Annotated in this window: 1 protein-coding gene; it reads left to right on the top strand. The window is 50.4% G+C overall.

The features are described from left to right. The coding region (locus E0D98_RS27215) for a DUF1281 domain-containing protein (RefSeq protein WP_165941101.1) at window positions 1-244 on the top strand (244 nt) is incomplete at both ends.

Genomic DNA, 244 nt, shown 5'->3' on the forward strand with positions numbered 1-244 from the left:
GTAACGAGGATGTATCGGTGTGGTGGAACCGTCTGTGTGACAACGTACTGCCGGAAAAAACCATGCCGTTTGACCTGCTGACGGTTCTGCCCACCCGCCTTGATGTTGAAGTGAATGGCTTTAACGGTGGTGTTCTGAACGGTGTTCCTTCTGCATATCACTGGTATACCGAACAGTATGGCGTGAAGTGGCCTTGTGGGTATGACCTGAATATCAGCAGTCAGGGAGACAACTTCATTCAGGT

Source organism: Escherichia sp. KCJ4928, assembly GCF_004352695.1.
Lineage (GTDB): Bacteria > Pseudomonadota > Gammaproteobacteria > Enterobacterales > Enterobacteriaceae > ECMA0423.